The organism is Jingyaoa shaoxingensis, from assembly GCF_014385005.1.
In the GTDB taxonomy this organism is placed as follows: domain Bacteria; phylum Bacillota; class Clostridia; order Lachnospirales; family Lachnospiraceae; genus Marvinbryantia; species Marvinbryantia shaoxingensis.
In genome coordinates this window covers 1-20943 of sequence record NZ_JACRSZ010000001.1, presented here as the reverse complement: position 1 = coordinate 20943, position 20943 = coordinate 1, and the positions used below count along the sequence as shown (strand labels likewise).

At 44.5% G+C, this 20943-nt stretch carries 18 protein-coding genes and 1 pseudogene; 15 read left to right on the top strand and 4 right to left on the bottom strand.

The features are described from left to right. Positions 1-17: 17 nt before the first annotated feature. Together H8716_RS00095 and H8716_RS00090 are read right to left on the bottom strand one after the other, a co-directional pair. Positions 18-1751 carry an ABC transporter ATP-binding protein gene (locus H8716_RS00095; RefSeq protein ID WP_249306215.1) on the bottom strand — a complete coding sequence of 578 codons (1734 nt, stop codon included), beginning with the start codon at positions 1749-1751 and terminating at the stop codon, positions 18-20. A gap of 4 nt (positions 1752-1755) precedes the next feature. Next, positions 1756-2238, bottom strand: coding sequence for a MarR family winged helix-turn-helix transcriptional regulator (locus H8716_RS00090; protein WP_249306212.1), 483 nt, complete (start codon positions 2236-2238; stop codon positions 1756-1758). A 214-nt stretch (positions 2239-2452) separates the two neighbouring features. Between H8716_RS00090 and H8716_RS00085 the strand changes: the two genes are divergently transcribed. The 11 genes from H8716_RS00085 to sfsA all read left to right on the top strand — a co-directional run bounded on the left by H8716_RS00085 (position 2453) and on the right by sfsA (position 14468). Next, entirely contained in the window at positions 2453-3079 is a 627-nt protein-coding gene (locus tag H8716_RS00085; protein ID WP_249306199.1) for an epoxyqueuosine reductase QueH, read from the top strand. Between the two features lie 142 nt (positions 3080-3221). Next, entirely contained in the window at positions 3222-4616 is a 1395-nt protein-coding gene (gene argH / locus H8716_RS00080) for an argininosuccinate lyase (protein WP_249306196.1), read from the top strand. A gap of 52 nt (positions 4617-4668) precedes the next feature. After that, positions 4669-5754, top strand: a complete 1086-nt coding sequence (asd, locus tag H8716_RS00075; protein WP_249306193.1) for an aspartate-semialdehyde dehydrogenase — start codon at positions 4669-4671, stop codon at positions 5752-5754. A gap of 59 nt (positions 5755-5813) precedes the next feature. Further along, entirely contained in the window at positions 5814-6698 is an 885-nt protein-coding gene (locus tag H8716_RS00070) for an ABC transporter ATP-binding protein (RefSeq protein WP_249306190.1), read from the top strand. Further along, positions 6691-7410: a hypothetical protein gene (locus H8716_RS00065; RefSeq protein ID WP_249306188.1), complete on the top strand. Its 720-nt coding sequence runs from the start codon at positions 6691-6693 to the stop codon at positions 7408-7410. Before H8716_RS00070 ends, H8716_RS00065 begins: the two co-directional genes overlap by 8 nt. Before the next feature lie 9 nt (positions 7411-7419). Then, positions 7420-9411 carry a DNA topoisomerase gene (locus tag H8716_RS00060; protein ID WP_249306186.1) on the top strand — a complete coding sequence of 664 codons (1992 nt, stop codon included), beginning with the start codon at positions 7420-7422 and terminating at the stop codon, positions 9409-9411. A gap of 38 nt (positions 9412-9449) precedes the next feature. After that, a complete protein-coding gene (locus H8716_RS00055; protein WP_249306182.1) occupies positions 9450-10115 on the top strand; it encodes an acyltransferase in 666 nt (221 codons plus the stop codon). A gap of 388 nt (positions 10116-10503) precedes the next feature. Then, positions 10504-11553 carry a recombinase RecA gene (gene recA, locus H8716_RS00050; protein ID WP_249306175.1) on the top strand — a complete coding sequence of 350 codons (1050 nt, stop codon included), beginning with the start codon at positions 10504-10506 and terminating at the stop codon, positions 11551-11553. A gap of 6 nt (positions 11554-11559) precedes the next feature. Then, the gene (locus tag H8716_RS00045) at positions 11560-12021 is read left to right on the top strand and encodes a regulatory protein RecX (protein WP_249306172.1); all 462 of its coding nucleotides are present in this window, start codon (positions 11560-11562) and stop codon (positions 12019-12021) included. A 152-nt stretch (positions 12022-12173) separates the two neighbouring features. Further along, positions 12174-13715 carry a ribonuclease Y gene (gene rny / locus H8716_RS00040; protein WP_249307192.1) on the top strand — a complete coding sequence of 514 codons (1542 nt, stop codon included), beginning with the start codon at positions 12174-12176 and terminating at the stop codon, positions 13713-13715. A gap of 66 nt (positions 13716-13781) precedes the next feature. Further along, positions 13782-14468: a DNA/RNA nuclease SfsA gene (sfsA, locus tag H8716_RS00035; RefSeq protein WP_249306170.1), complete on the top strand. Its 687-nt coding sequence runs from the start codon at positions 13782-13784 to the stop codon at positions 14466-14468. Here sfsA and H8716_RS00030 read toward each other — a convergent pair. Next, a complete protein-coding gene (locus H8716_RS00030; RefSeq protein ID WP_249306168.1) occupies positions 14460-15056 on the bottom strand; it encodes an SGNH/GDSL hydrolase family protein in 597 nt (198 codons plus the stop codon). The two genes, sfsA and H8716_RS00030, sit on opposite strands and share 9 nt — an antisense overlap. Positions 15057-15314: 258 nt before the next feature. On the opposite strand from H8716_RS00030, the gene H8716_RS00025 reads away from it, so the two are divergent. The 4 genes from H8716_RS00025 to H8716_RS00010 all read left to right on the top strand — a co-directional run bounded on the left by H8716_RS00025 (position 15315) and on the right by H8716_RS00010 (position 20079). After that, entirely contained in the window at positions 15315-16433 is a 1119-nt protein-coding gene (locus H8716_RS00025) for a DUF4317 domain-containing protein (protein ID WP_249306166.1), read from the top strand. A gap of 27 nt (positions 16434-16460) precedes the next feature. Beyond that, positions 16461-17999, top strand: coding sequence for an asparagine synthase (glutamine-hydrolyzing) (gene asnB, locus H8716_RS00020; RefSeq protein ID WP_249306164.1), 1539 nt, complete (start codon positions 16461-16463; stop codon positions 17997-17999). 391 nt (positions 18000-18390) lie between these two features. Continuing rightward, complete coding sequence (locus H8716_RS00015; RefSeq protein ID WP_249306162.1) at positions 18391-19386, top strand: calcium/sodium antiporter; 996 nt, start codon at positions 18391-18393, stop codon at positions 19384-19386. Between the two features lie 39 nt (positions 19387-19425). Further along, positions 19426-20079: a TMEM165/GDT1 family protein gene (locus H8716_RS00010; RefSeq protein ID WP_249306160.1), complete on the top strand. Its 654-nt coding sequence runs from the start codon at positions 19426-19428 to the stop codon at positions 20077-20079. 414 nt (positions 20080-20493) lie between these two features. Here the strand turns inward: H8716_RS00010 and H8716_RS00005 are convergent. Further along, a pseudogene (locus H8716_RS00005) lies at positions 20494-20943 on the bottom strand (IS66 family transposase); the annotation flags it as partial.

Sequence of the window (20943 nt, the reverse complement as noted above, 5' to 3'; positions counted from 1 at the left end):
GGGTTGGTTTGTTCTCGTTACTCATTGTCAGCAGCCCCCTTTACCTGAGAATTATAAACTTCCTGATAGATTTTGCTGGAAACCAGAAGTTCTTCATGAGTCCCTACATCGGCAATACGTCCGTTATCCATGACAATGATGCGGTCAGCATTCTGAACAGAAGAAATACGCTGTGCAATAATCAGCTTGGTGGTATCCGGGATTTCCTCAATGAATGCTTTCTGGATCATGGCATCCGTCTTAGTATCAACAGCAGAAGTACTGTCATCCAGAATCAATATGGCGGGTTTTTTCAGAAGCGCTCTTGCAATACAGATACGCTGCTTCTGACCACCGGATACGTTAGATCCGCCCTGTTCAATATAGGTATCGTATTTATCCGGGAAGGTCTGGATAAAATCATCGGCCTGAGAAAGCTGGCATGCATGAACAAGTTCTTCATCGGTTGCATTTTTATTTCCCCAACGCAGGTTCTCTTTGATGGTACCGGAAAACAGCACATTTTTCTGAAGTACCATAGAAACGGCGTCACGAAGCACTTCCATATCATAATCACGGACATCCACGCCGCCGACCTTCAGGGTTCCGCTGGTGATATCATAGAGTCTCGGGATTAACTGAACCAGAGAACTCTTTGCACTTCCGGTACCGCCGATGATGCCGATGGTTTCACCGGACTTAATATGCAGATCAATATCCTTCAGACAGAGCTTGTCAGGATTCTGGCTGTAGCTGAAGGATACGTGATCGAAATCAATGGAACCGTCAGAAACTTTGGTAACCGGGTTCTGCGGATTGGAAATATCCGGAACCTCAATCAGCACTTCGTTAATACGTTCTACAGAAGCTTTGGACATGATGGTCATCACAAAAATCATGGATAGCATCATCAGACTCATAAGAATCTGCATGGTATAAGTGAACATGGAAGTCAGTTCACCGGTGGTCATGGATCCGCCTACGATCAGGTTGGCGCCAAACCAGGAAATCAGGATCATACAAGTGTATACACAGATCTGCATAATCGGTCCGTTAAAAGCAATCATTTTCTCCGCTTTTGTAAAGTCCTTGTAAATACTGGAAGAGATTGTCTTGAACTTTTCCTCTTCAAAGTCCTCACGAACAAAGGATTTAACCACACGGATACCGTGTACATTTTCCTGCACCACGTTGTTCAGTTTATCATAAGTCTTGAACACACGGACGAAGATCGGGTGTACATGAGTCATGATAAAGGCAAGGGCAATACCCAGAATCGGGATGACCCACAGGTAAATAGTTGCCAGTTCGATGTTGACCCTGAATGCCATGGCAAATGCCAGAATCAGCATGATCGGGGCACGGACAGCCACACGGATAATCATCTGATAGGCATTCTGTACATTGGTAATATCAGTGGTCATTCGGGTAACCAGACTGGATGTAGAAAAATGGTCAATATTCAGGAAAGAAAAATCCTGTACCTTATAATACATCCGTTTACGTAAGTTTTTGGCAAACCCGGCACTGGCAACTGCTGCAAAGTGACCGGACAGAACTCCAAAACCAAGAGCTGCCATGGCGAGAACGACAAGAAGAGCACCGTATTTGAGGATCTCTGTCATATCGCCGGTATTGATTCCCTTATCGATCAGTTCAGCCATGAAAAAAGGAATCAGCACTTCAAAAAGAACTTCGATGGCTACGGTAACTGGTGCCAGAAGGGAATCTTTTTTATATTTGCCTACTGACTTTAATACATTTTTTAACATAGAGTCACATCCTTTCCTGATGAGTAATATTTGAGTATGATGTGCATTTCGGGTCAGGTACCTGATCAATCAGACGTTTTAACAGCGTGAGAAGCTGCTGCTGTTCTTCCTCTGTATACAGAGATGCAAGGGAAGCTTCAAAGTTGTCCAGACGCTGCTGGATACTGTTACTGGTTTCCTGCCCTTTTTCGGTCAGAACAAGGCGCTTCAGCCTCGCATCTTCTTTCACAGGATCTCGTGTCAGATAGCCATTCTGCTCCATAGAAGAGATCAGACTGTTGGCAGAAGAACGACGCATACCAAAATGATGCTCAATGTTTTTCTGATAGTAAGGTCTTCCTTCCTGGGCTGCATGGGAGATTTCACCGAGAACACAGGCCTGAGTGCCGGTCAGATGGTCGTACTCATAGAAGATGGAATCCAGATGACGGCGGATATGCTTGGATGCGACATTGACGTAGACACCGATATGTTCTGGTATTGGCATAGAATCACCTCGTTTCTTTGTTAGAAATCTAATTGTTAGAAAACGAACATTATAATAACTTAGGAAAAAATAATTGTCAAGAGAAAAAAATATGTTTATACTGGAGGGCATAGCACGAAATAATCCGTAGGTATCAAAGTCGGGGGCTTTTGACACCGACATCATCATAAAGAAAGAGATCTGTGAAGACATGTAACAGATCAGCAGAAAGACTATGAATAAAAGAAATTATCAGAAAGAACTGGATCAGGTGATTGGCAAGGAGCAGAATGAAGAACGGATTCCAACGTTGCTTCTTCACAGCTGCTGTGCACCATGCAGCAGTTATGTACTGGAATATCTGTCCCAGTATTTTTCCATTACAGTTTTTTATTATAATCCCAATATCTATCCGGAAGAAGAATATTATAAACGGGTAAAAGAACAGCAGCACTTCATTGAGCGGCTGCCTGTGAAACATCCCATATCTTTTATAGAAGGGGAATTCGATCCGAAGGAATATTATGAGGCAGTAAAGGGTCTGGAAAAGGAACCGGAAGGCGGAGCCAGATGCCGTGTCTGCTTTGCACTGCGCCTGCGAAGAGCCGCACAGGAAGCAAAGCGTATTGGGGCAGACTATCTGACCACCACACTGACCATCAGCCCACTGAAAAATGCGCAGGTTTTAAATGAGGTAGGAGAGCAGATAGCGGAAGAACTGGGGGTAACCTGGCTGCCGTCAGACTTTAAAAAGCGTAACGGTTATAAACGATCCGTGGAACTGTCTGAAGAATACGGCATGTACCGCCAGAATTACTGTGGATGCATATTCTCCAAAAGAGAGCGAGAGGAAAAACAGTGATTTTCTCCACTCTGTCTTGATACCGAAAAAAAAGTATGATATTCTGGTATACAAAGGTCAAAAGTGCAGGGGTTGTTCCTGCTTGCAGGATAAGAGAACTGGAGTGTTGACCCGTACATATATGAGAAAGAGAGTAACGAATATGGCACAACTTTGGGGCGGACGATTTACAAAAGAGACAGATAAGCTGGTATATAATTTTAATGCATCCATCTCTTTTGACCGCAAGTTTTATCGTCAGGATATTGAAGGAAGCAAGGCACATGTGAAGATGCTGGCAAAACAGGGCATCCTGACAGAAGAAGAAAAAGAACAGATCCTGCAGGGACTGGAGTCCATTTTGACAGATGTGGAGAATGGCACACTGCAGATTACAGAAGAATATGAAGATATTCACAGCTTTGTGGAGGCCAATCTGATTGACCGGATCGGGGATGCAGGCAAGAAGCTGCACACCGGACGAAGCAGAAATGATCAGGTGGCACTGGATATGAAGCTGTATACCAGAGATGAGATTGTAGAGATTGACGGACTGGTAAAGAAGCTGCTGGATACCCTTCTTGGCATGATGAAGGAACATATCGGAACCTATATGCCGGGATTTACCCATCTGCAGAAGGCACAGCCGATTACACTGGCTCATCATCTTGGCGCATACTTTGAGATGTTCAAGAGAGACCGCCAGAGACTGGCTGATATCTATAAACGTATGAATTTCTGCCCACTGGGAAGCGGGGCACTGGCAGGAACCACCTATCCGCTTGATCGCGAATACACAGCAGAGCTGTTACATTTTGAAGGACCGACTTTGAACAGTATGGATTCTGTGGCAGACAGAGATTATGTAATTGAACTGTTATCCGCGCTTTCTACTATTATGATGCATCTGAGTCGTTTCTGTGAGGAGATCATCATCTGGAATACCAATGAATATCGGTTTGTGGAGATTGATGATGCCTACAGTACAGGAAGCAGCATCATGCCACAGAAGAAGAATCCGGATATTGCAGAACTGGTTCGTGGTAAGACAGGACGTGTCTACGGGGCGCTGATTTCTATGATGACTACCATGAAGGGACTGCCTCTGGCATATAATAAGGACATGCAGGAGGACAAGGAACTGACTTTTGACGCCATGGATACCACCAAAGGATGTCTGGCGCTGTTTACCGGTATGATTTCTACCATGAAGTTCCGCAGGGACGTGATGGAGAGTAGTGCAAAGAACGGATTTACCAATGCGACTGATGCAGCAGATTATCTGGTAAATCACGGCGTACCATTCCGTGATGCTCATGGTATTGTGGGACGTCTGGTATTATACTGTATAGATAAGAATATTTCACTGGATGACATGTCACTGGAAGAATACAAGGCAATCAGTCCGGTGTTTGAAGAAGATATTTACGAAGCAATCAGTATGAGGACCTGTGTGGAGAAGCGTCAGACCATCGGAGCACCTTCCGAGGACGCTATGAATAAGGTGATTGCAGTGAATGAAGTATATCTGACAGAGCATCCTGCGATGCAGAAGTAAATGGTAACGATGATATTGTGAGATATCAGGAGATACAGGAGAGGAGAACATTATGAGTGAAAAATTAAGAGTTGGTATTTTGGGAGCAACCGGTATGGTTGGACAGAGATTTATCTCTCTGCTGGAGAATCATCCATGGTTTGAGGTGGTAACACTGGCAGCCAGCCCAAGAAGTGCAGGAAAGACTTATGAAGAAGCTGTGGGTGGCAGATGGAAAATGGATACACCAATGCCGGAAGCAGTAAAGAACATCGTAGTTATGAATGTAAATGAAGTGGAAAAAGTAGCTGCAAGTGTGGATTTTGTATTCTCAGCTGTTGATATGACAAAGGACGAGATCAAGGCAATTGAAGAAGAATATGCCAAGACAGAGACACCTGTTGTTTCCAATAACAGTGCACACAGATGGACACCGGATGTACCAATGGTGATCCCTGAAATTAATGCAGACCACTTTAAAGTCATTGAATCCCAGAAGAAACGTCTCGGTACTACAAGAGGATTCATCGCAGTAAAACCGAACTGCTCTATCCAGAGTTATGCCCCATGTCTGGCAGCATGGAGAGAGTTTGAACCATACGAAGTAGTGGCAACGACTTATCAGGCAATTTCCGGAGCAGGAAAGACATTTAAGGAATGGCCGGAGATGATCGAGAACGTGATCCCTTATATCGGCGGAGAAGAAGAAAAATCCGAACAGGAACCACTGAGAATCTTAGGAGAAGTCAAAGACGGTGTGATCGTGAAGGCAGCAGAACCTGTCATCACCTGCCAGTGTATCCGTATTCCGGTACTGAATGGACATACCGCAGCCGTGTTTGTAAAATTCAGAAAGAAACCAACCAAAGAACAGTTAATTGAGAAACTTGTGAACTTCAAAGGTCTTCCACAGGAAAAAGAACTGCCGAGTGCACCGAAGCAATTCATCCGTTATATGGAAGAAGACAACCGACCACAGGTAAAAGCAGATGTAAATTATGAAAACGGTATGGGAATCTCCATCGGACGTCTTCGTGAAGATACTGTTTACGATTACAAGTTTGTCGGACTGTCCCACAATACCGTAAGAGGTGCAGCAGGTGGAGCCGTACTTTGTGCAGAGAGCCTGAAAGCACTGGGATATATTACCAGAAAATAAAGATACGGCAGCACATTAGCCGGTCGTATCTGTAGATGATATGGAGAATAAGGAGTTACATGATACGATTTAAGAATCTGACGAGAAGCTACGGACCCGGAAAGGGAATCTTTGATTTTTCTTTTGAAGTAGAAGAAGGAGAAGTATTTGGTCTTCTCGGACCGTCCGGATCCGGAAAAACAACGGCGCTTCGCATGCTTATGGGATTCGAGGAACCAACTAAGGGAAGATGTGCAATGAACGGGAAAGACTGTGCGAAAGCCGGTCTTTCCCTTCGTAGGATTACAGGGTATCTGCCAGAAAACATCAGACTGCCACAGGAACTGACCGGGCGTCAGTTCCTGAAATCCATGGCGCAGATGCGTGGGGTGAAGAACCTGGAGCGGCTGTTTGAATTGGCAGGTGAACTGAATCTGGATGTGGATCAGAGAATCGGAAAGATGAGTTCTGCTGATGTGAAGAAGACCGGGATTGTATGCGCCATGCAGCACAATCCGCAGATACTGCTTCTGGATCGTCCCTTTGAGCATCTGGATCCGAAGAGCCGCAGTGTCCTGGTGGATATCATTCTGGAAGAAAAGGAACGGAATCATATGGTACTGCTGGGCACAGAAGATGTGAACGGTGTGGATATGACCTGCGACAGAGTAGGACTGCTGGATCACGGGAATATGGTATATCTGGGAGACATCGAAGATCTGCGGGACAACATGTGCCGGGAATATATGATTCAGTTTCATGATGCAAGAAGCACCATAAAGTTTTCAAAAGAAAAATTTGAAATCAAAACCATGAAGGACCGTAATCTGGTGGTAGAGGTGCAGGGAGCGGTAAAGCCGCTGCTGCAGGCATTGTCGGCATACGATGTGACGGAGATTGAATCGGTTCCCACATCATTGAAAGAAACATTTCAGCATATATACGGAGGCAGACTTCATGCTTAATTTACCGATTATAAGACAGGATTTTAAAATCAACCGGGGAAGAATCCTGGTAATGTTTGTTTTGCAGATGGTAAGTATGCTGATGGCAATCGGGATCTGTGAGATGAAACTGATTGAGATCTCAGATATTTTCTGGGACACCATACCGGTGATGATCATTCCCATGCTGCTTGAGATGCTGCTGGCTTATGAGACCATTACCAGATGCGGGGAAGAGGGGACCATGGATCTGATTCTGGCAACCGGAATCAAGCCGCAGAAGATTCTGTTCAGTAAGATCTTTTTCATTATGGTATCTGGTATTGTACTTGTTGGAGCAGCAACACTTCTGGGCTGTCTGACAAGAGTATACCGCCTGACAGGAGAATGGAACCGGAACAGTTATCTTTGTCTGAATGCAGGGGCAGTCGGTCTGCAGATCTTTCTGGGAGGCTTCAGCTACTGGATGGCATGCAGATCCGGCAGCCTGAAAAAATATATACTGACAGGTGCACTCATACCAATGGTGTTATATGGCATTTATGTTATATATTATCGGATTCCACAGTTATTTTTTCTTCAGTATATTACCGTATTCAGTTTGTTTCGTCAGAACTGGTTTGCGAAAGGCTCGGTCATGTCATGGATCGGAATCGGTATTTTACTGATTTTAGGAATTCTGTGTTTCCTTTTGGGAAACAGAGCATTTTATGATCATAATTTTCCAGAATAGGGGTGAACGATGGGAAAGGCCTTATTTATCGCTGAGAAACCCAGTGTTGCGCAGGAATTTGCAAAAGCACTGAAAGTAAATACAACAAGAAAAAACGGATATCTGGAAGGTGAGACAGCAGTAGTGACCTGGTGTGTTGGGCATCTGGTTACGATGAGCTATCCGGAAGTCTACGACGAGAAGTACAAGAAGTGGAGCCTGGCGACACTTCCTTTTTTACCGGAAAAGTTTCTCTATGAAGTTATTCCACAGGTGGAAAAGCAGTTCCGGATTGTCAGTAGTCTGCTGAACCGTGAGGATGTGGATACTATCTATGTCTGTACCGACTCCGGACGGGAGGGAGAATATATTTACCGTCTGGTGGAACAGCAGGCGAAGGTAGATATTCGGAAAAAGAAGAGAAAGCGAGTCTGGATCGATTCTCAGACCGAAGAAGAGATCCTGAGAGGAATCGAGACGGCAAAAGATCTTTCAGAATACGATCATCTTGGTGACGCGGCGTATCTGCGGGCGAAGGAAGATTACCTGATGGGAATCAACTTTTCCAGACTTCTTTCACTGAAATATGGCAATGTCATATCCAATTATCTGAATACCCGTTATACCGTGATATCTGTAGGACGTGTAATGACCTGTGTCCTTGGTATGATTGTGCGAAGAGAACGGGAGATCCGGCAGTTTGTCAAGACACCGTTTTATCGTGTAGTCAGCATGCTGGACTGTCAGGGAAGTGAACTGGAAGGGGAATTCCGTGCGGTGGAAGGATCAGACTGGTATCAGTCACCGAAGCTGTACAAGGAAAATGGATTCAAAGAGAAAAAGGACGCCCAAGAGCTGATCCGGCGTTTGTCAGTCATCCAGCCGATGCAGGCAGTAGTGGAGAAGATCGAACGGAAAAATGAAAACAAGAATCCGCCACTTCTCTTTAACCTGGCGGAGCTTCAGAATGAATGTTCCAGGCTCTTTAAGGTCAGCCCGGATGAGACGCTGAAGATTGTACAGGAGCTGTACGAAAAAAAACTGGTCACTTATCCGCGAACCGATGCGAGGGTCTTATCCACAGCCGTGGCAAAAGAGATCTACAAAAACATCCGCGGACTGTGCAGCTTTGAGCCGACAGGAGCTTTTGCAACAGAGGTGCTGGAGAATGGAAGTTACAAAAAGATCGCATCCACTAGGTATGTAAATGATAAGCAGATTACAGACCATTACGCGATTATTCCCACCGGACAGGGACTGGGGGCACTAAAAAGTGTGTCTGCCAGATCTGCAAAAGTATATGAACTGATAGCCAGAAGATTTTTAAGTATTTTCTATCCGGTGGCGGTTTACAAAAAAGTATCTATGGTGACCATGATGGGAAAAGAACGTTTCTTCTCGGCCTGTAAAGTACTGGATCAGGAAGGCTACCTGAAGGTAACCAACGTAAAGAAGGATGGAGAGGAACAGAAGGACAGAAATCTGCTTCTCCGATTACAGACGCTGAAAAAGGGAAGTATTCTTCCGGTGAAGAGTCTGGATATCAAAGAAGGGGAAACGGCTCCGCCAAAGCGTTATAATTCCGGTTCCATGATTCTTGCCATGGAAAATGCAGGACAGTTAATTGAAGATGAGGAACTCAGAGAGCAGATCAAGGGCAGCGGAATCGGCACCAGTGCCACCCGCGCAGAGATCCTGAAAAAGCTCATATCCAATAAATATATTGCATTAAATAAAAAAACACAGATTCTTACCCCTACTTTACTGGGAGAGATGATTTTTGATGTGGTGAGTGTATCCATCCGGTCACTTTTGAATCCGGAACTGACAGCAAGCTGGGAAAAGGGACTGACCTATGTGGCAGAAGGAACCATCACATCCGAAGAATATATGAACAAACTCAATCATTTTGTGAGAACGAGGACAGATGCTGTCTTACATATGAATCAGCATATTGCGCTGAGAGAGTATTTCGATGCATCTGCCAGATATTATAAAAAGCCGGTGAAGGCGAAAGCCTGAGGGCGGAATTGAACACTATTATTTCAGGAGGAAAATAAATGGAAGCAGCAAAAATCAGTAATTTATACAATCTGGAAGAAACGATTGCAGGGAAATTATTTGAAGATGCAGAGTACCCATGGGAAGTACTGCCGAAGATCAGCGCATTTATTATGGAACTGGGAAATACTTTAAACAGTGAAGAATATGAGAAACGCGGAGAAAATGTGTGGGTTGCCAAAAGTGCAAAAGTGGCACCGACCGCTTATATTAACGGTCCGGCAATTATCGGAAAGGATGCAGAAGTGCGTCACTGTGCGTTTATCCGTGGAAATGCCATCGTAGGAGAAGGTGCAGTAGTCGGTAACTCCACAGAACTGAAAAATGTGGTGCTTTTCAATAAAGTACAGGTTCCGCATTACAACTATGTGGGAGATTCCATTCTGGGATACCGTGCACATATGGGGGCCGGAAGTATTACCTCTAATGTAAAATCAGACAAAACACTGGTGGTTGTAAAAGATGCAGAGGAACAGATTGCCACCGGACTGAAAAAGTTTGGTGCCATGCTGGGTGACTGCGTGGAAGTAGGATGCAATTCCGTACTGAATCCGGGAACTGTCGTGGGAAGAAATTCTCAGATCTATCCGACTTCCTGTGTACGTGGTGTGATCCATGAGAACAGTATTTACAAAAAACAGGGTGAGATCGTAGAAAAACAGTAGCGAAACTGACCGGATCAGTGCTTTATCAGGCAGACGCTGATCCGGCACGTCTGTGCTGTCGAAAAAGGTCGATGAAAAAAACTTGACAGAAAAAGCACCCAATTGCTATGATAAGAACAGTTCACATCCATTCCGGTGCGGTGTTCACCGCAGAATTCCCTGTAAAGATACAGAAGACGAAACTGAGAAATGTCAGGAAAGAAGATAGAACACGCCAGTCTGTCTTCCCTGAAAGTAATGATCGGAGTAACTGTTCAAAACCAACTATCTGTGAAGGTGCTGAACAGATACGGATCAGAATATGAGAGATAAGGGTTGACATTTGCAGGCAAATATAATACTATAAGTTTAGAAAAAACGAACATAGGTTCGAACAAGGGGTAAAAAGATGATAAATGATGAGAAGCAAAAGGCACTGGATGCCGCTCTTTCCCAGATAGAGAAGCAGTTTGGTAAAGGATCTGTGATGAAGCTGGGAGATTCCAGTGCGAATATGAATGTAGAGACGATTCCTACCGGTTCCCTGAGCCTGGATATTGCACTGGGACTTGGCGGGATTCCGAAGGGACGTGTGATCGAAGTATATGGTCCGGAGTCCAGCGGTAAGACCACCGTAGCACTTCATATGGTAGCAGAAGTGCAGAAGAGAGGCGGCGTAGCGGGATTTATTGATGCAGAGCATGCACTGGATCCAGTGTATGCATCCAAGATCGGTGTAGACATTGACAACTTATACATTTCACAGCCGGATAACGGAGAACAGGCACTGGAGATTACTGAGACACTGGTTCGTTCCGGAGCTGTAGACATTATTATTGTCGATTCCGTAGCTGCACTGGTACCGAAGGCAGAGATCGACGGAGATATGGGAGATTCCCATGTGGGATTACAGGCACGACTGATGTCCCAGGCGTTGAGAAAGCTGACAGCCTGCATCAGTAAGACGAACTGTACCGTGATCTTTATCAACCAGCTTCGTGAGAAGGTGGGTGTGATGTTCGGTAATCCGGAGACTACCACAGGTGGACGTGCACTGAAGTTTTATTCTTCTGTCCGTATGGATGTACGTCGTATCGAGACACTGAAACAGGCAGGTGAGATGATCGGTAACCGTACCAGAATCAAGGTAGTAAAGAACAAGATTGCACCGCCTTTTAAGGAAGCTGAATTTGATATCATGTTCGGAGAAGGCATCTCCCGTGAAGGAGATGTGCTGGATCTGGCAGCGAATATCGGAGTGATTAATAAGAGTGGTGCATGGTATGCCTACAATGGAGATAAGATCGGTCAGGGACGTGAGAATGCCAAGCAGTTCCTCCGTGATCACCCGGAAGTGATGGCTGAGGCTGAGAGTAAGGTGCGCGAGCATTACGGGCTTCAGGGCACATCCGCAGGTCAGACAGTACAGACTGTGCCAGAGGAAGATGCAGAGGAATAACCTGTCATGACTTATGATATGTTAAAGAGAGCAAAGCTTCGCTGTATGCATCTTCTGGAGAAGAGAGACTATACTGAGAAGGAACTGCGCCAGAAGCTGGAGAATGGCAAGACTGAATACACGGAAGAACAGATTGACGGAGCCATTGCATATGTGAAGAGTTTTCACTATGTAGATGACGGCAGATATGCATGCAAGTATATCGAGGCAATGCAGTCACGTAAGAGCAGAAGACAGATTGAGCAGGAACTGTACCAGAAGGGTGTGGACAGAGAACTGATACAGGAAGCCTTTGAAGAGACAGGGGAAGTGCCGGAAGAGGAACAGATTGCCAGATGGATGGAGAAGCGGAATTACCATCCGGAAGAGGCTGATCTGAAGGAAAAGCAGAGAATGTATGCCTTTCTTGCAAGAAAGGGATTCCGGGCTGAGAATATCCAGAGAGCAATGAAGTCAGAATTTGTATAAATCTGATGAAAAGCCGGAATAAGCTGAGAGATTTTTTATCACTTATTCCGGCTTTTTCTTTCATCTGCTTGACAGATATATAAAAGCAGTATAAAATAGAACTGTTGTATTGTACAATGAAAATTAAATAAGGAGGTGCTCCTGTGAATGCGATGACGTTTGTTATCTGTATTGTGGTCGCCTTGATTGCAGCAGCTATTAGCTGGGTGGCAGCGACGATCTATCGTAAGAATGTAGCAGAAAAGACGATAGGAAGTGCAGAAGAAAAAGCCCGGGACATAATAGATGACGCATTGAAAGTTGCAGAGACGAAGAAGCGTGAGGCACTGCTTGAAGCTAAAGAAGAGTCTATGAATCGAAAGAATGAACTCGATAAAGAGACCAGAGAGCGTAGAGCAGAGCTGCAGAAGTATGAAAGACGCGTACTGGCAAAAGAAGAAGCCATTGAGAAAAAGTCTGATGCACTGGAAAGACGAGAAAGCAATCTGGCCAGCAAAGAAGAAGAATTAAAGATAAAAAGCGTAGAGATTGAAGAAATTCATGAGAAAAAAGTGCAGGAACTGGAGAGAATCTCAGGTTTAACCTCCGAACAAGCAAAAGACTATCTGTTAAAAACTGTTGAAGACGAAGTAAAGAGCGATACTGCCAGACTTTACAAAGAACTGGAAAGTAGAGCAAAAGAAGACGCAAACAAAAAGGCGAAGGAATATGTAGCTACCGCAATTCAGCGATGCGCAGCAGACCACGTTGCAGAAGCTACGATTTCCGTAGTGCAGCTCCCAAGCGATGAGATGAAGGGACGCATTATTGGTCGTGAGGGTCGTAACATCCGTACTCTGGAGACAATGACAGGTGTGGATCTGATTATTGACGATACACCGGAAGCTGTCATTTTATCAAGCTTTGATCCAATCAGGCGTGAAGTGGCAAGAATTGCTCTGGAGAAGCTGATTGTGGATGGACGTATTCATCCGGCCAGAATCGAAGAAATGGTGGAGAAAGCGCAAAAAGAAGTAGAGACAATGATTCGCGAAGAAGGCGAAGCAGCAGCATTAGAGGTAGGAGTACATGGAATTCACCCTGAACTGATCCGTTTACTGGGAAGAATGAAGTTCCGTACCAGCTATGGTCAGAACGCATTGAAGCATTCTATTGAAGTGGCCCAGTTATCAGGACTGTTAGCAGGGGAAATCGGCGTGGATATCCGTATGGCAAAACGTGCCGGTTTATTACATGATATCGGCAAATCCATTGACCATGAAATTGAAGGATCACATGTGCAGATCGGTGCAGATCTCTGTAAGAAGTACAAGGAATCTGCTACTGTTATCAATGCAGTGGAGTCCCATCATGGCGATGTAGAACCGGAAACTCTGATTGCATGTATCGTACAGGCCGCAGATACCATTTCAGCGGCACGTCCTGGTGCAAGAAGAGAGACTCTGGAAACATATACCAACAGATTAAAACAGTTAGAAGATATATCAAATTCCTTCAAGGGTGTTGATAAATCATTTGCTATTCAGGCAGGTAGAGAGATTCGAATTATGGTTGTTCCTGAAAAAGTCAGCGATGCCGATATGGTATTGATGGCAAGAGATATTTCTAAGCAGATTGAAGCGGAGATGGAATATCCTGGACAGATTAAAGTCAGTGTAATACGTGAGTCACGAGCAGTGGATTACGCAAAATAATGAGAAAACCGGTGTTGATCAGTAGATGTGAGACGCCGGTTTTTTTGATCCCAAGGAGCAGATATTATGAGATACGAAAGAATCAGAACAGGAAGATTCCTTCTGCGAAGGAACCGTTTTGTTGCAGAAGTGGAGATAGATGGTGAAGTAGTGGACTGTCATGTGAAGAACACGGGAAGATGCAGGGAATTGTTCCTGTCAGGGGTGAAGGTTGTCCTTCAGGAAAGTGACAATCCCAATCGCAAGACCAAATATGATTTGATTGCGGTATACAAGAATGGACAGTTGATTAATGTAGACTCTCAGGTGACCAATACGGTAGTGGAAGAATGGGTAAAGGAAAGTGGATATTTTCAGAACCTGAAACTGGTGAAGCGGGAAGTGACCTATGGAAAGTCTCGTTTTGACCTGTATGTAGAGTATGGAGAGGATAAAAGGGCGTTTATAGAGGTAAAGGGTGTTACACTGGAGGAAAATGGCGTTGCGCGTTTCCCGGATGCCCCAACCCTGCGTGGAGTAAAGCACGTGGAAGAACTGATAACCTGTATGCAGGATGGATATGAAGCTTATCTGTTCTTTGTGGTACAGATGAAGTGTATTAAGCATGTTGAACCGAACTGGAAGACGCATCCGGAATTTGGGCATGCCCTGCAAAAGGCAGCAGATGCTGGTGTGCATCTGCTGGCATATGACTGCCTTATGACAGAAGACAGCATACGGGCAGACCGGCCATTGCCAGTGGTATTAGAATAAAAGATGTGGCAGGAGGTATTCTGCCAGCATTTCATGACCATAGGTGGTCAGATGAATGCCATCGACTGTGACAGCATCATAATCTCCGTTTTTTACCAGAGAGGTCAGATAGCTATGCAGTGGAATAAATGGAACAGACAGTGAGGAACAGATTTCTCCCATGATCTGTTCCAGCTCCAGCACATAAGGAATCCAGATCTGATATTTCTGAGGATGAGGGAAGATAAAAGGACCGGAACAGAGAAGATTTGCACCGGTATCTGAGAGGCGCTTTAGGACTTCTTTGTAATTCTCAGCAAATTGAAGCTCTTCCAGTGTGACGCCTGTATTTAAGGCAACGCCGATATCATTGATCCCGATCAGGAGCGAGATTACATCTGGATGTGCTTTCAGAAATCCACGTTGCAGACGCTCCAGAAGTGCGGCGACGGTAAAACCGTCAATTCCTTTATTCGTAATCCGGGCATCGGGTCCCAGTCTGTCTGCCAGCATGGCAACATAGCCATCTCCCAGGCCGTTTGTTTCCGGCAGCCAGAGATGGTTTGAGTCAGTAATGCTATCACCTAAAAATAAATAATCCGTATTCATGTGGAACCTCCTGCTATTGGTACGAAAAGATAGAATATGGATTTATATATATCCTACATCCATAATCCCTGCTTATTACGCTTTACATTATAGTTGCTGAATAAAGAAAAAACAATTATAATCAGATGAGAAGAGAATTATGTCGAAAAATGGCTGTTGTGAACGGATTGAACAGTAACGAAAAAAGTATGCCAGGAAAGAAGACAATCAGAATTAAGGATAAGAAACGGAGGTGCGGGATGGATTCCCGCAGTTGGAATGAATAAAAAAGAGATTGCAGAAATTAAAAAGCAATATACGCAGGAAAAATGTCCGGCAACCAGGATCTGTGGCTGCTATGTAGACGGAGAGAAGAAGAAGCAGACAGAATTCTGTCAGGCATTTCTTTCACTGCCGGATGAAGAATTTTTCAAATATCTGAATATTTTCCGCAAGACCATGTCGGGAACCATAGGAAAGAATCTTCTGACTATGGAGTTCCCGCTGGATACTGAGATGGAAGGCGGAACACAGGAATTGCTGATGAAGTTAAAGTATTCAGGTCTGAAAGATGACGGCCTGTTGGAAGAGTTTTATGACAAGATCATTGATTCTTACTATTATGTGGGAAATTATCTGATCCTGCTGATACATGGAACCTATGACATCCCCGGAAAGTCATCAGATAATCTGGAGATGTTTGATGCGTCGGATGAGATCTATGAGCATATCATTTGCTGTATCTGCCCGGTGAATCTGTCCAAGCCGTGCCTTTCTTATAATGCGGAAGGACACTGTTTTGAGAATAATATTCAGGACTGGGTAGTAGAGATGCCGGTGCAGGGATTTCTGTTCCCGGCGTTTCATGACCGCAGTGCAGATGTCCACAGCCTGTTATATTACAACCAGAAGCCAGAGCAGCCGGCAACGGATTTCGTGGACAACATATTAGGCTGTGTACTTCCGATGACGGCAGGAGACCAGAAGGAGACGTTCCAGGAGCTGGTAGAACAGACGCTGGGCGAGGACTGCAGTTATGATATGGTGCGAACCATCTATGACAATCTGAATGAGATGCTGGAGGAACAGAAGGAAGAACCGGAACCGCTGAAGCTGGATAAGGGAGATGTGAAACGTCTTTTGGAACAGAGTGAAGTGGCGAACGATAAACTGGAAGAATTCGATACTCATTATGAAGAGACCGCCGGAGAAAATGCTTCTTTCATGGCCGCCAATGTGGTGAATACCAGAAAGTTTGAGATTAAGACACCGGATATCGTGATACAGGTGAATCCGGAACGGACAGATCTGGTGGAGACCAGGGAGATTGATGGAAGAAAATGTCTGGTCATTGAACTGAATGATGAAGTAGAAGTCAATGGTATTACGATAAAATAGTTGAAAAACAAAGGAGTATGAACACGTATGATAATCATCAAAGAATACAGAGGACATATCAGAAACTGGGAAAGCCTGTGTGCAGAACTGGGGATTGATCCGTCTCTGACAAGAGAAAAAAGAGAAGAAGAGATTCTGGTAAAAGCTTATGAAAAATGGGGACATGATATGGCAGACCATATTTATGGCATGTTCGCTTTTGCCCTGTGGGATGAACAGAAGGAAGAACTCTTTGCCTTAAGAGATCAGTTTGGAACCAAACCATTTTATTACTATATGACAAAAGAGGGAAATCTCTTATATGGGACCATGATCCGTGACATCATGAAGCAGCCGGGATTTGAAAAAGAATTAAACGAAGAGATGCTTCAGATTTATCTGACACTGACATATGTAGGGGGAGAAGATACATTCTTTAAAGGACTGAAGAAGCTGATGCCGGGACACTATCTGGTATGGAAAAATCAGGAACTTACCATTACCAGATACTGGACACCAGAGTTCCATCCGGATAACAGCAAGTCTCTGGAAGAATGGGCCGGAGAGATTCATACAACCGTTCAGAACATTATGCCGGAAGTCCTGGCAAAGGATGAGACCGCAGAAGCGTTCTTGTCCGGAGGTGTGGATTCTTCTTATGTGGTGGCAGTATCAGATGTGAAGATGACGGATTCCTGCGGTTATGAAGAGGAACGTTTTGATGAATCCGGTCTGGCAAAACAGACCGCAGATCTGCTTCACAGAGAGAACAGCAGATGTCTGATCACACCGGAGATGTATTTTGATATTGTACCGTATGTCATGTATGAGATGGAACAGCCTCTGGCAGATGCATCAGCGATTGCCTTTGCCATTGCCTGCAGGGAGACTGCAAAGCACACGAAGATCTGTTATTCAGGAGAAGGATCGGATGAATTTTTCGGTGGATACAACATGTACCGGAATGCCGAACGCTATGGGGATAATCTGAAGACATTTTATGTAGGCAATACGAATATCATGAAAGAAGACGAGAAAGAACGGATTCTGAAACACTATGATACGAAAGTACTGCCGATCAATCTGGTAAAGGATATCTATGAGGAAATCGAAGGTCTGGATCCGTTATCCAAGATGTCTGATATTGACATTCAGATCTGGCTGGAGGGTGACATTTATCTGAATGTAGATAAAATGAGTACCGCTGCAGGACTTGAGATCCGTATGCCGCTGACAGACCGCCGCGTCTTTGATATTGCATCCAGAATGCCATCCTGTTACAAGGTAAATGCAGAACAGAATAAAGTGGCATTCCGTACCGCAGCAGCAAAGGTACTTCCGGAAGAAATCGCGTTCCGCAAGAAACTGGGATTCATTGTACCGATCCGTATCTGGATGGCAGATGAACGCTACAATCAGGATGTACAGGCAAAGTTCCACAGTGAGATGGCAGCGAAGTTCTTCAACGTGGAAGAAATCCAGAAGATCTTCGATGAATATGTAGGAGGCAACTCTGATAACTGGAGAAAAGTATGGACCATCTATACCTTCCTGGTATGGTATGAAGAATACTTTGTGAAAAGATAATAGTTCAGAAAATCCATAAGATTCCTTACGGACCGGTATAAGAACAGGCAGAAAAATGAAAAAACAGGGTTGACATTTGCAGAGCTATTTGATATCCTCTTAACGATATAACTGTTCAGAAAGGCTTACATCAAAAGATGCTGGGCAGAGAAAATAGAAAACGAATTCCGTGAGGGAGTAGTTCGCGTAAATACGTGATTTGTCAACAGACCCGGTCAGCAGACCTGGCAAATCTTAAAGAATGAGACTCATGTATGCTTTTAAAACACAGAGCATACGTGGGTCTTTTTTTAGATGCCAGGGACTGTGAGAGTGCAAAGCACGAAACAATCCGTAAGGCATCTTTTTAAGACTCAGAACGGAAAAAGTGAAAAAGAAAAGGAGGAGTTATATGGAACAATTTATTCAGGGAGCATCTATGCCACTTGTAGTACTGTTATTGATTGTGGGGTTTGTGTTTCTGATCAAAGGAGCGGACTTTTTTGTGGAGGGCAGTTCCAGTATTGCAAAAAGGTTGCAGGTACCGTCTATTATCATTGGACTGACTATTGTGGCAATGGGAACATCCCTTCCGGAGACAGCCGTCAGCGTGACTGCATCGATGGTAAATAATAATGCGCTTGCCGTCAGTAATGTCATCGGATCGAACATTTTTAATCTGATGTTTGTCATTGGTGTCTGTTCGATTCTGACCCCGATTGCGGTACAGCGAGATACGATTGTGAGAGATATCCCGTTATCTGTTATTTGTGCATTGCTTCTGGCAGGATTGGGAATCCTGGCAGTTGGCGATAAGGGATCGTATATTCTGGGACATCTGGATGGTGTGATTTTCCTGGTATTATTTACAGGCTATATTATTCTGATGATCCGCAGTGCGTTAAAAGCAAGAGCAGAAGGAAAAGAAGTGGCGATTGAGGGAGAGGAAGATCTCAAAGTTCTCTCTTATCCAAAGAGCATCCTGTGCATCGTGGGAGGAGCCATCGCAATCGCCATTGGCGGTGATCTTACTGTAGATACGGCAAGCCGCATAGCGGTTGAACTGGGAATGAGCCAGACTCTGGTAGGACTGACTATCGTATCCATAGGAACTTCTCTTCCGGAGCTGGTGACATCCATTGTGGCTGCCAGAAAGAATGAAGTGGACATGGCAGTTGGAAACGCAGTGGGATCCAATATTTTCAATATTCTGATGGTTCTTGGAATTGCTTCAGCTATAAATCCAATCGGACTTCTGGCAGAGAACCTGATTGACATCATGATTCTGGTAGGCTTTTCTCTCCTTGTATGGGCATTTGCCGCGACAAAAAGAAAAATTACCAGAAAAGAAGGCATGGCAATGGTGGCCCTGTATCTGGTGTATGCAATCTACATTATTCTGAGATAAAATTGAGGGAACGACATGGTATTGTTTTGGAAAGTACTTTTGACTGAATTCATCGCTGAGATGGGTGATAAAACACAGCTCATGCTGGTAGCGATGACATCAAAATACAAATTAAAAGATATTATTCTGGGAACCGGTGTGGCAATCCTGGTACTGAACGGACTGGCAGTGCTGGCAGGAGGTCTGGTCAGCGAGGTAATCCCGACCTGGCTGATCCGTCTGATCGCAGCGGGTGCGTTCCTGTTCTTTGCGGCTACCACATTAAAGGGTGGCGACGAAGAAGATGAGGAAGTAAAAGAAAGTGGAAAAGGAAAAATCGCAGCACTGTCCGTATTTTCCACATTCTTCGTAGCAGAACTGGGAGACAAGACGCAGCTTACCGCCATTACATTCGGAGCAAACGAAGGAATGGAAGCAGCGCTGGTTGTCTGGCTCGCCTGTTCCATCGGACTCTTCGCAGCCGACATTATCGGCATGCTGGTAGGCTATCTTCTGAAAAACAAAATGCCTGCGGGCGTTTTAAATGCAGTAGCATTCTGCATCTTCTCCGTATTCGGAATCCTGACCCTGAGAGAAGGACTGACACTGCTTCTGGGTGTAGGTAATGCATGGATCATGGGAATCACCGTGGCAGCGGCAGTAGTATTCGCCATCGTCTGTCTTACCCTGTACCGGAAGAAAAAAGCTGCGTAAAGCAGATCTCCAGGTGCAGGATAAATACGAGGTGGTGATAGTATGACAACAGCATCCATGCAGATTCAAAGAATAGTGATATAAAAGGCATTCTTGAATTATAAGGAACAGTCACTTTGTTTTTGTGAAAAATAAAGTGGCTGTTTTTAACGTTTAGATAGAAAGTGTTATTTTTTTGACCAAGTGTTCTTAAATGGAAGAGAGAAATGTTTCTTCATCTTCTTCATTATCGATTGAATAATCATTCAACTCTGGAAAATCCAGAAATTTACTTAATGTCATCCCGAATACATTTGCAATTTGATGAAGGGTGCGTACTTTGGATAGGTAATACAGAGTAAGCGCAAAATATTGCTACGTTACTCGTAAATTACGCTTGCACCAAAATGATAGATGCAAGCGTTTTACTTTATTTTAGTTTTGACAGTTCGCTTTCGCAGTCTCGCTCCATGGAGCAAGTTGTTCCAGCTGTTCATCTGACATTTTATCGTTTGGCCGTTGTGATAAGAGATATGTCAGATATTTATAGGTATTCAGATCATTCGCTTTTGCCATCTCAACTATTGTATACACAATAGCACTAGCGGTGGCTCCTTTAGGACTGGCGCTGAACAGCCAGTTCTTCCGGCCAACAGTGAATGGTCTGATTGCATTCTCGCTAAGATTATTGGACAAACTGCAATGACCGTCTTCCAGATAAGTCATCAGGGTGTCTTTCCGATTTTGGGCATAGTTCACCGCTTTTGCCAGACGGGTTCCCTTGTTTGGGCGCTGTTGATCCAGCTAATTCCAGAATGCCTCCAGTATCGGCTTCTCCTTTTCAAGACGAAATTGTTTTCTCTGCTCCGCAGTGTGATTTTTTGC

Bases quoted from the DNA above. Each gene is read 5' to 3' on its own strand.
- H8716_RS00095 (WP_249306215.1), bottom strand. From the start codon at position 1,751: ATGTTAAAAAATGTATTAAAGTCAGTAGGCAAATATAAAAAAGATTCC.
- H8716_RS00090 (WP_249306212.1), bottom strand. From the start codon at position 2,238: ATGCCAATACCAGAACATATCGGTGTCTACGTCAATGTCGCATCCAAG.
- H8716_RS00085 (WP_249306199.1), top strand. From the start codon at position 2,453: ATGAATAAAAGAAATTATCAGAAAGAACTGGATCAGGTGATTGGCAAG.
- argH (WP_249306196.1), top strand. From the start codon at position 3,222: ATGGCACAACTTTGGGGCGGACGATTTACAAAAGAGACAGATAAGCTG.
- asd (WP_249306193.1), top strand. From the start codon at position 4,669: ATGAGTGAAAAATTAAGAGTTGGTATTTTGGGAGCAACCGGTATGGTT.
- H8716_RS00070 (WP_249306190.1), top strand. From the start codon at position 5,814: ATGATACGATTTAAGAATCTGACGAGAAGCTACGGACCCGGAAAGGGA.
- H8716_RS00065 (WP_249306188.1), top strand. From the start codon at position 6,691: ATGCTTAATTTACCGATTATAAGACAGGATTTTAAAATCAACCGGGGA.
- H8716_RS00060 (WP_249306186.1), top strand. From the start codon at position 7,420: ATGGGAAAGGCCTTATTTATCGCTGAGAAACCCAGTGTTGCGCAGGAA.
- H8716_RS00055 (WP_249306182.1), top strand. From the start codon at position 9,450: ATGGAAGCAGCAAAAATCAGTAATTTATACAATCTGGAAGAAACGATT.
- recA (WP_249306175.1), top strand. From the start codon at position 10,504: ATGATAAATGATGAGAAGCAAAAGGCACTGGATGCCGCTCTTTCCCAG.
- H8716_RS00045 (WP_249306172.1), top strand. From the start codon at position 11,560: ATGACTTATGATATGTTAAAGAGAGCAAAGCTTCGCTGTATGCATCTT.
- rny (WP_249307192.1), top strand. From the start codon at position 12,174: ATGACGTTTGTTATCTGTATTGTGGTCGCCTTGATTGCAGCAGCTATT.
- sfsA (WP_249306170.1), top strand. From the start codon at position 13,782: ATGAGATACGAAAGAATCAGAACAGGAAGATTCCTTCTGCGAAGGAAC.
- H8716_RS00030 (WP_249306168.1), bottom strand. From the start codon at position 15,056: ATGAATACGGATTATTTATTTTTAGGTGATAGCATTACTGACTCAAAC.
- H8716_RS00025 (WP_249306166.1), top strand. From the start codon at position 15,315: ATGAATAAAAAAGAGATTGCAGAAATTAAAAAGCAATATACGCAGGAA.
- asnB (WP_249306164.1), top strand. From the start codon at position 16,461: ATGATAATCATCAAAGAATACAGAGGACATATCAGAAACTGGGAAAGC.
- H8716_RS00015 (WP_249306162.1), top strand. From the start codon at position 18,391: ATGGAACAATTTATTCAGGGAGCATCTATGCCACTTGTAGTACTGTTA.